Annotated in this window: 9 protein-coding genes; 4 read left to right on the forward strand and 5 right to left on the reverse strand. The window is 56.8% G+C overall.

Translation table 11 applies throughout. From position 1 onward, the window contains the following. On the forward strand, positions 1 to 130 hold a 130-nt coding region (locus WBG04_RS03965; RefSeq protein ID WP_424313088.1), incomplete at its 5' end, for a DUF1501 domain-containing protein. Between the two features lie 27 nt (positions 131 to 157). Here WBG04_RS03965 and WBG04_RS03970 read toward each other — a convergent pair. Genes WBG04_RS03970 through WBG04_RS03980 form a run of 3 tightly spaced genes read right to left on the reverse strand, consistent with a single transcriptional unit; the run spans position 158 to position 2,404 of the window. After that, on the reverse strand, positions 158 to 916 hold the full coding sequence (locus WBG04_RS03970; protein WP_424313080.1) for a prepilin-type N-terminal cleavage/methylation domain-containing protein: 759 nt from the start codon (positions 914 to 916) through the stop codon (positions 158 to 160). Between the two features lie 8 nt (positions 917 to 924). Next, complete coding sequence (locus tag WBG04_RS03975; protein WP_424313081.1) at positions 925 to 1,611, reverse strand: DUF4956 domain-containing protein; 687 nt, start codon at positions 1,609 to 1,611, stop codon at positions 925 to 927. 10 nt (positions 1,612 to 1,621) lie between these two features. Next, positions 1,622 to 2,404, reverse strand: coding sequence for a polyphosphate polymerase domain-containing protein (locus WBG04_RS03980; RefSeq protein WP_424313082.1), 783 nt, complete (start codon positions 2,402 to 2,404; stop codon positions 1,622 to 1,624). 484 nt (positions 2,405 to 2,888) lie between these two features. Between WBG04_RS03980 and WBG04_RS03985 the strand changes: the two genes are divergently transcribed. Continuing rightward, positions 2,889 to 3,809 carry a hypothetical protein gene (locus WBG04_RS03985; RefSeq protein ID WP_424313083.1) on the forward strand — a complete coding sequence of 307 codons (921 nt, stop codon included), beginning with the start codon at positions 2,889 to 2,891 and terminating at the stop codon, positions 3,807 to 3,809. A gap of 5 nt (positions 3,810 to 3,814) precedes the next feature. Here the strand turns inward: WBG04_RS03985 and queD are convergent, their stop codons facing one another. Continuing rightward, positions 3,815 to 4,180 carry a 6-carboxytetrahydropterin synthase QueD gene (gene queD / locus WBG04_RS03990; protein ID WP_424313084.1) on the reverse strand — a complete coding sequence of 122 codons (366 nt, stop codon included), beginning with the start codon at positions 4,178 to 4,180 and terminating at the stop codon, positions 3,815 to 3,817. A gap of 100 nt (positions 4,181 to 4,280) precedes the next feature. Between queD and WBG04_RS03995 the strand changes: the two genes are divergently transcribed. Together WBG04_RS03995 and WBG04_RS04000 are read left to right on the forward strand one after the other, a co-directional pair. Continuing rightward, entirely contained in the window at positions 4,281 to 5,057 is a 777-nt protein-coding gene (locus tag WBG04_RS03995; protein ID WP_424313085.1) for a glycosyltransferase family 2 protein, read from the forward strand. Between the two features lie 122 nt (positions 5,058 to 5,179). Then, positions 5,180 to 5,707, forward strand: coding sequence for a class I SAM-dependent methyltransferase (locus tag WBG04_RS04000; protein WP_424313086.1), 528 nt, complete (start codon positions 5,180 to 5,182; stop codon positions 5,705 to 5,707). On the opposite strand, the gene WBG04_RS04005 is transcribed toward WBG04_RS04000, so the two are convergent. Next, positions 5,704 to 6,150, reverse strand: a 447-nt coding sequence (locus WBG04_RS04005; RefSeq protein WP_424313087.1) for a polysaccharide deacetylase family protein, incomplete at its 5' end; no start/stop codon positions are given. The two genes, WBG04_RS04000 and WBG04_RS04005, sit on opposite strands and share 4 nt — an antisense overlap.

Genomic DNA, 6,150 nt, shown 5'->3' on the forward strand with positions numbered 1-6,150 from the left:
TGACCTCCACGCAACCCTCCTCCACCAACTCGGACTGAGTCACGAGCGCCTCAGCTACAAGTTCCAAGGCCTTGACCAACGTCTCACCGGTGTCGAACCTGCCAAGGTGGTCACCGACATTCTCACCTGATGCAAACCGGGCCCGGAGGGAGTAAAATCAATTCGGATCCTCGTCCGGGTCGTTCGTCCAGATAACGGTGTTCTGGGGAACCTTGATATCTCCCGAAGTCGTAATCAGATCGGAAGCCGCAAAGGATTCCACATGACCGTCGACGAAAACAATCATCCCCTTGCCGTTGTAGCGCCCGACAAAGGCCCTCGCATTCGCCTTCGGCGAGGCATCAAAACCACGCTGACCCGGCACGGACTTCTTGTCGCCCGGCATTCCCGCTTCGAGAAAGGCAACGGTCCGTGAGGGTGACAAAATTTGACTGAGCTTCCCGCGAATCTTGACGCCCTCATCGTTCTTGCGCTGCAAGCGGCTGTTCATTGCCATTGCAAAATAAGGAGTCCCCAGTTTCTTGTCGCCACTCGGATAAGGAGCCCCAGGAAGGAATAATGGGTAGCTCTCCTCATAAAGACGTCGAGGGTCGGATGCCAGGGCACCGAGAGGCTCCGCGCCCATCAACTGGGGCAGGATGTTGTACCAAACCTCAGCATTCTCGGGATCGGACGCCGTCTGCCAGTCGTCGGACCCTGGGGCATCCTCCCATGGAAGCTGGCCCGCATTGTCGGAGGTATAGGCGTTCAATGCCCCGCCAAGCGCCTCCAGCTTGGTCACTGCGTGAGCCCGGTAGGCCCGATTCTTCATCGACTTCATGATCGGCACCGTAATGGCGGCCAAGACCACAATGATGGCCACGACCACCAGCAACTCGACCATGGTCCATCCATTTGCTGTTTTCCCGGGTTTCAACACAGTCATTACATTCCTTCCTGTCTCGTTGTTACAAGAATCCGGTCGTTGCCGTTGGCAAGCTGGAGCCGCTCGACAAACAAGTGAAGCTGAGCACCAGCCTTGAGACGAACTCCGTAGGTCAGCTCGGTCATCATGCCCGCCTGAACCGTCTCCACACTGATGAGCTCGGTCGCATCGGTGAATTCCTCGAAAATTGGTACGAAGTCCTCATCGTAATTGATGTCGTTTGCCACCCGGATCCGCAATTGATGGGAAAGCGATTGAGGTGCGAAGGCGTTCACACGAGTGAGCACGATGATCATCGCGGAGGTGATCAAGGTCGTTAGGACCGCCATCGAATAGAACCTCGCCCCAACGACCATTCCAGTCGCCATGGCAAACAGAACGAAGCCCAGGTCCCTCGCCTGCCCAAGATTCCGCCTGAAGCGGATTACCGAAAAGGCCGCGAACATGCCAAAGGCAATGCCCAGATTTCCGCTCACGACCATGATCAGGATCGTGGTCACCAAACCCATGATCACCAGCGTTTGAACGTAGTCCTGGGAGTATCTCGTACCCCGGTAGGTCGCCTTATAGACGGTGCCGATGATCAGATTGAGGACCAGACTCAGAACCATCGCGAGGACAACTTCCAGCTCGGTCGGTCGGTCCTGGCCGAGGGTTTCTTTGAACGCTTCAAATAGGGAATCCATGAAAAAGGTATTAGGCTGAGAGTCGACAGTTCGACAATTTCCTGCACTCGAACAGCCGCTTGATCACCGGATCAAAACCCTCCAGCGCGTTGCAGTATTTGCTGAAAGGAGTCTTGAGCAGTCCGTGTCTCGCACCGAGCTCGCGAAGCCAGTAGGGAGCGGAACCAAATAGCTTCAGCTCCAACACCCGCTCGCCGAGAGGAACCACCACATCGGAAAAGTCCGGATCGTCAGGGATCAAGGCCCGCCGCTCGGACCGGCACTTGATGGCCGTGTCGAAAGTCACCCGAACCCCATCCGGCCCCTCGAAGGCAAGTCGGTCATAGCGCATCTGCATCACCGGCCGGACACCCTTCTCCTCGACCAGCAGCAGCACTTCTTCCGCCAGCACCTTTTCATCCCGCCGGGTGAATGTCTTCCCCAGCTCCCGAATCACCTCCGCCACATCAAAATCGGGAGCCGTCACCGCCTCCAAGGGAACACGAATCCGGCGCTTCACGCCGACCCCGTCACACTTGTGCTTCACCTCAAGAAATGCCGACGGAGGAATCGCTCCACTCGACGTTCCGTAAATCCGAACTCTTAACTTCCGTCGATTCGGCTGCTTGCGACTCCGTTCCCAGTAGGCATCTCTATCAGAAGTGTCATAGTACTCCGATACGATCGGATAGGCCCCACCGATCGCTCCATTCGCATCACCTGGAAGCATCCCCCGGATCGCCGCAAGCACAGCCTCCCCCTGCTCCTCCCGGAGGTGAAACTTCAGTTCTCTTCTTGCTCGTCGAATATCCATTGGGTTTTGGAATGCGGGTTCCTACAGTAACGAAAGCGTCACATGAAATCTTTTCCTCTCCTTAGATCGCATCACACGAAAAGGGGATTCACGCCTCACCATCACCACCAAAAGCCCGAGAATCGTTGGATTATCAAGCTTTCCGAACCTTCGACCTCTACCGAATTGGCAACAGATTCGACAATTCGGGACCGATTCTTAGGAAAAATTCGCCCCTGGTTAACTCCGATCACTCCAAATATTCGGGCCTTGAAGGAGCGTCGAGCGGGAAATCACGAGCAACGGCATCAGTGGCCCACCAGATTCCGCCCCCTTTTGCAAAGCTTGGTGACCGGGTAAGCCAACACTTGCTCAGGGGCAACCTTACCGTCCCAGCGGACACAGGAATCTCCAGCCGATTGACCCTATTCGATCCCATGAGATTGCCTCGATTTCGCTTGAATGTTCCGCTACCTTGGACATTTACAAAACGCTGCTTCGCTCCATGAAACGTAACACCACCCTCATCGCCGCCATCGTCGTCCTACTTGTCGGTATCGCCGCCTTCGCCTTCCTTCGTCCTGGCGACACCGCTGCCGAGCCACTTGCGGATTCCGAAGCCAAACCAGAAAGCAGAAGCACCAGCGGAGGATCCAGTGATCTCAGACCCACTCGCAGCATCACCCGTGAACCCAGGCAGGACGAATCCGCCGACCTTGTCGAAAAATACGGTGAATCTCGTACCAATCTTTCCCGCCAGGTTGCCAACAATGTGACCTCCATGCTCGATGACGTGCTCGAAATGGGTGACCTGATGACCAGCGGGCAAGGAGGACAATTCGGAAACCGCAGTGATTGGGCGATCCGTGGTGCACTCAGAGGCACCGGAGTCGAACTGACTGAAGAACAGAAAACCACTGTCGCAGATCTCTACACCGAGTTCCAGAAGCGCGAGCTTGAGAAGACCCGCTCGGCCGTTGAGGCGCTCAAGGAAGAGCCAAGCGTGCTGATGAGCCTGATGCTTGCAAGCGACGCACGTTCACGGGATGAGATCAGTGAAGACCAGTACAAGGCCATTCAGGCAACCAGCGCAACCGAGCTCGAAGGCATTCTCAACCCCCTTGATCGCAACAACTTCCGCGGCGGACAGCCAATGGAAGATCCCGCCTTCCGCAGTGGCTTCGAGTCGCTGCTGGACCCCGATCAGTCGGAGGCATTCAACACCGCCATGAGTGAGCGGGAGGCTTCAGGGGAGGAAAAGCGGGAGCTTACCAATATTACCGAAATGCCCGTCATGGACCTTGAGTCCCTCGATCAGTCGATCTCCTCCGCCAAACAGATGACCTCGGGCTTCAAGAACATCATGCAAGGCATGGGCAACCTCCAGGAACTGGAAAAGCAACGCAGCGGAACCGACAACGAATAAGCGACCTAGAACTCACCTTTGAAGGAGCAGCGAGCCGTCGGCGTTTCGTAGATCACAATCTCCGCCAAACCCGGTAGCTGCGGCTCGAGCTTCTTCCAAAACCAGCCCGCCATGCGTTCGATCGTCGGGCTCTCAAGGCCTTCGATGTCATTCAGGTAACCATGGTCCATCATCTCGATCAGCGGAAGCATCGCTTCTGAGATCCGCTTGTGATCGTAGACCCAGCCGATCGACTCATCAACTTCGCCTTCCACGGAGATCTCCACTTTGAAACTGTGACCATGCATCCGACGGCATTTGTGGTCCTCAGGCAAACTCGGAAGGGTATGAGCAGCTTCAAATCGGAAATCCTTGGTCAATCGGGCACGCATGGCGCCTTGGAGCCTGACAGCCCCCTTTCCCCGGTGCAAGCCGGGTGAGACTCTCGACACTTGTCGCCCCACCATCCTCCCCCTACAAATCACCGTTTCGATGCCCGACTTCCGCCCGACCATCCTCATTCCCAGCTTCAATACCGGTCCAATCCTTATCAAGACGGTGCGAGCCGCCATCGCGACAGGCTATCCGGTGAGGGTCGTCATCGACGGCTCCACCGATGGATCGGACGCCCGTCTTTCGGAGTTCGACGGCACGAAAAACTTCACCGTCCACCGCCTTCCGGTCAATCAAGGGAAAGGGTCCGCCATTCTCCACGGCATCCGTGCCGCCCAAGCCGAAGGATTCACCCACGCCCTGGCCATGGATGCCGACGGCCAACATCCCGCAGACCGTATTGCCGACTATTTTGCCATCGGCAAACAGCACCCCGAGGCCGCCGTTTTTGGCAGCCCCATCTTCGACGCCCGTGCACCGGCCCTGCGCGTCGGAGGTCGGAAAATTTCCAATTTTTGGGCAAACCTTGAGACCTTGGGCTGGGGAATCGATGACTCCCTGTTCGGCATGCGGCTCTATCCCATTGGCCCACTCATCGCCGAATTTGAGAACACCTACTTTGCGCGTCGCTTCGACTTCGATCCGGAAATCGCGGTCCGGCTCGCTTGGCGCGGTGTTCCCATCATCAATCTTCCCACCGCCGTCCGCTATCCCAGCGCCAAGGAAGGAGGCATCTCCCAGTTTCGATACGTCCGCGACAACATCCTTCTCACCTGGATGCATGTCCGACTGATGCTTGGCTTCATGATTCGGGCTCCGTGGCTGGCTTTGCGCGGGGACAACCCACTCATTCATCTCAGTCCCACCGCCCAGTGACCAAGGAACAGATCAATAGGATTGCGGATCAATTTCCAAGCCGCTGGCACCGGTGCTACCTTCGGAGTAAACTTGGTTCCGACCCCCTTTATGAAGCGGTATTCAACGAACTGAAGGACTCCATGCTCCCTCTCCTGGATCTCGGCTGCGGACTGGGCGTCTTGGCCTTCTACCTTCGGGAACGCGGTATCACCTTCCCGATCCATGGCCTCGACTACGACCAACGCAAGACCGACGAAGCCAATGAGGTCGCCAGAAAGATCAACGATCCACATAGTAGTTTCGCTGCACATGATGCCCGGACCGGCATCCCGAGCCACCACGGTAACGTCACCATTCTCGACATCCTTCAGTTCTTCACTCCTGAGGAATTCGACGAGCTCCTCAGCACCGCTGCACAACACGTGGCACCTGGTGGCAAGCTCGTGATTCGCTCGGGAATCAGGGACGACTCCGCCCGATTCAAGATTACGGTTGCTGGCGACTTACTCGCCAAGGCCACTTTCTGGATGAAAGCCGCCCCGATCCACTACCCCACGCCCGACGACTTCGAACGGATTCTTTCCCCCCACGGTAAACTCACCATCGGCCCACTCTGGGGGCCCACACCCTTCAACAATCACCTGATCGTGATGGAGAAGCCAGGTTAGGATTTCAAGGGAGCTACCTCCTCCAACACCCGCTTCACGATCCGTGGGGCAAGTTTGGTGCATTCGTGGAGCAGCAGGATCTCACCGGACCCCAATTCCTTGGTGAGATCAGTGACAATCGCTTCGATGTTGCGGTCAAGGGTGTCAAATCCACGCCGACTCCATGCAACCACTTCCATCCCCAGCTCGGCGGCAATCGGATGAGTAAAATAATTGCGATGCCCAACGGGTGCACGGAACCAGCGCGGTCGCTGGCCGGTGACGTCCTCGACAGCCCGGCTACATCCCTCGATCTCACGCCGCATTCTGGCGGGGCCAGCGCACCAAATACGGTATTGGGGATGAGTCATCGTGTGATTGCCCAGCTCATGACCTCGCGCCACGATCTCCTTTGATAACTCCGGGAACCGTCGTACTTTTTCGCCAATGACGAAGAATACCGC

The organism is Haloferula sp. (genome assembly GCF_049672945.1).
GTDB lineage: Bacteria > Verrucomicrobiota > Verrucomicrobiia > Verrucomicrobiales > Akkermansiaceae > Haloferula.

What these genes read in the sequence shown, in the direction of transcription:
- queD (WP_424313084.1), bottom strand. Translation starts at nt 4,180, where the DNA reads ATGCGTGCCCGATTGACCAAGGATTTCCGATTTGAAGCTGCTCATACC.
- WBG04_RS04000 (WP_424313086.1), top strand. Translation starts at nt 5,180, where the DNA reads ATGCTCCCTCTCCTGGATCTCGGCTGCGGACTGGGCGTCTTGGCCTTC.
- WBG04_RS03985 (WP_424313083.1), top strand. Translation starts at nt 2,889, where the DNA reads ATGAAACGTAACACCACCCTCATCGCCGCCATCGTCGTCCTACTTGTC.
- WBG04_RS03980 (WP_424313082.1), bottom strand. Translation starts at nt 2,404, where the DNA reads ATGGATATTCGACGAGCAAGAAGAGAACTGAAGTTTCACCTCCGGGAG.
- WBG04_RS03975 (WP_424313081.1), bottom strand. Translation starts at nt 1,611, where the DNA reads ATGGATTCCCTATTTGAAGCGTTCAAAGAAACCCTCGGCCAGGACCGA.
- WBG04_RS03995 (WP_424313085.1), top strand. Translation starts at nt 4,281, where the DNA reads ATGCCCGACTTCCGCCCGACCATCCTCATTCCCAGCTTCAATACCGGT.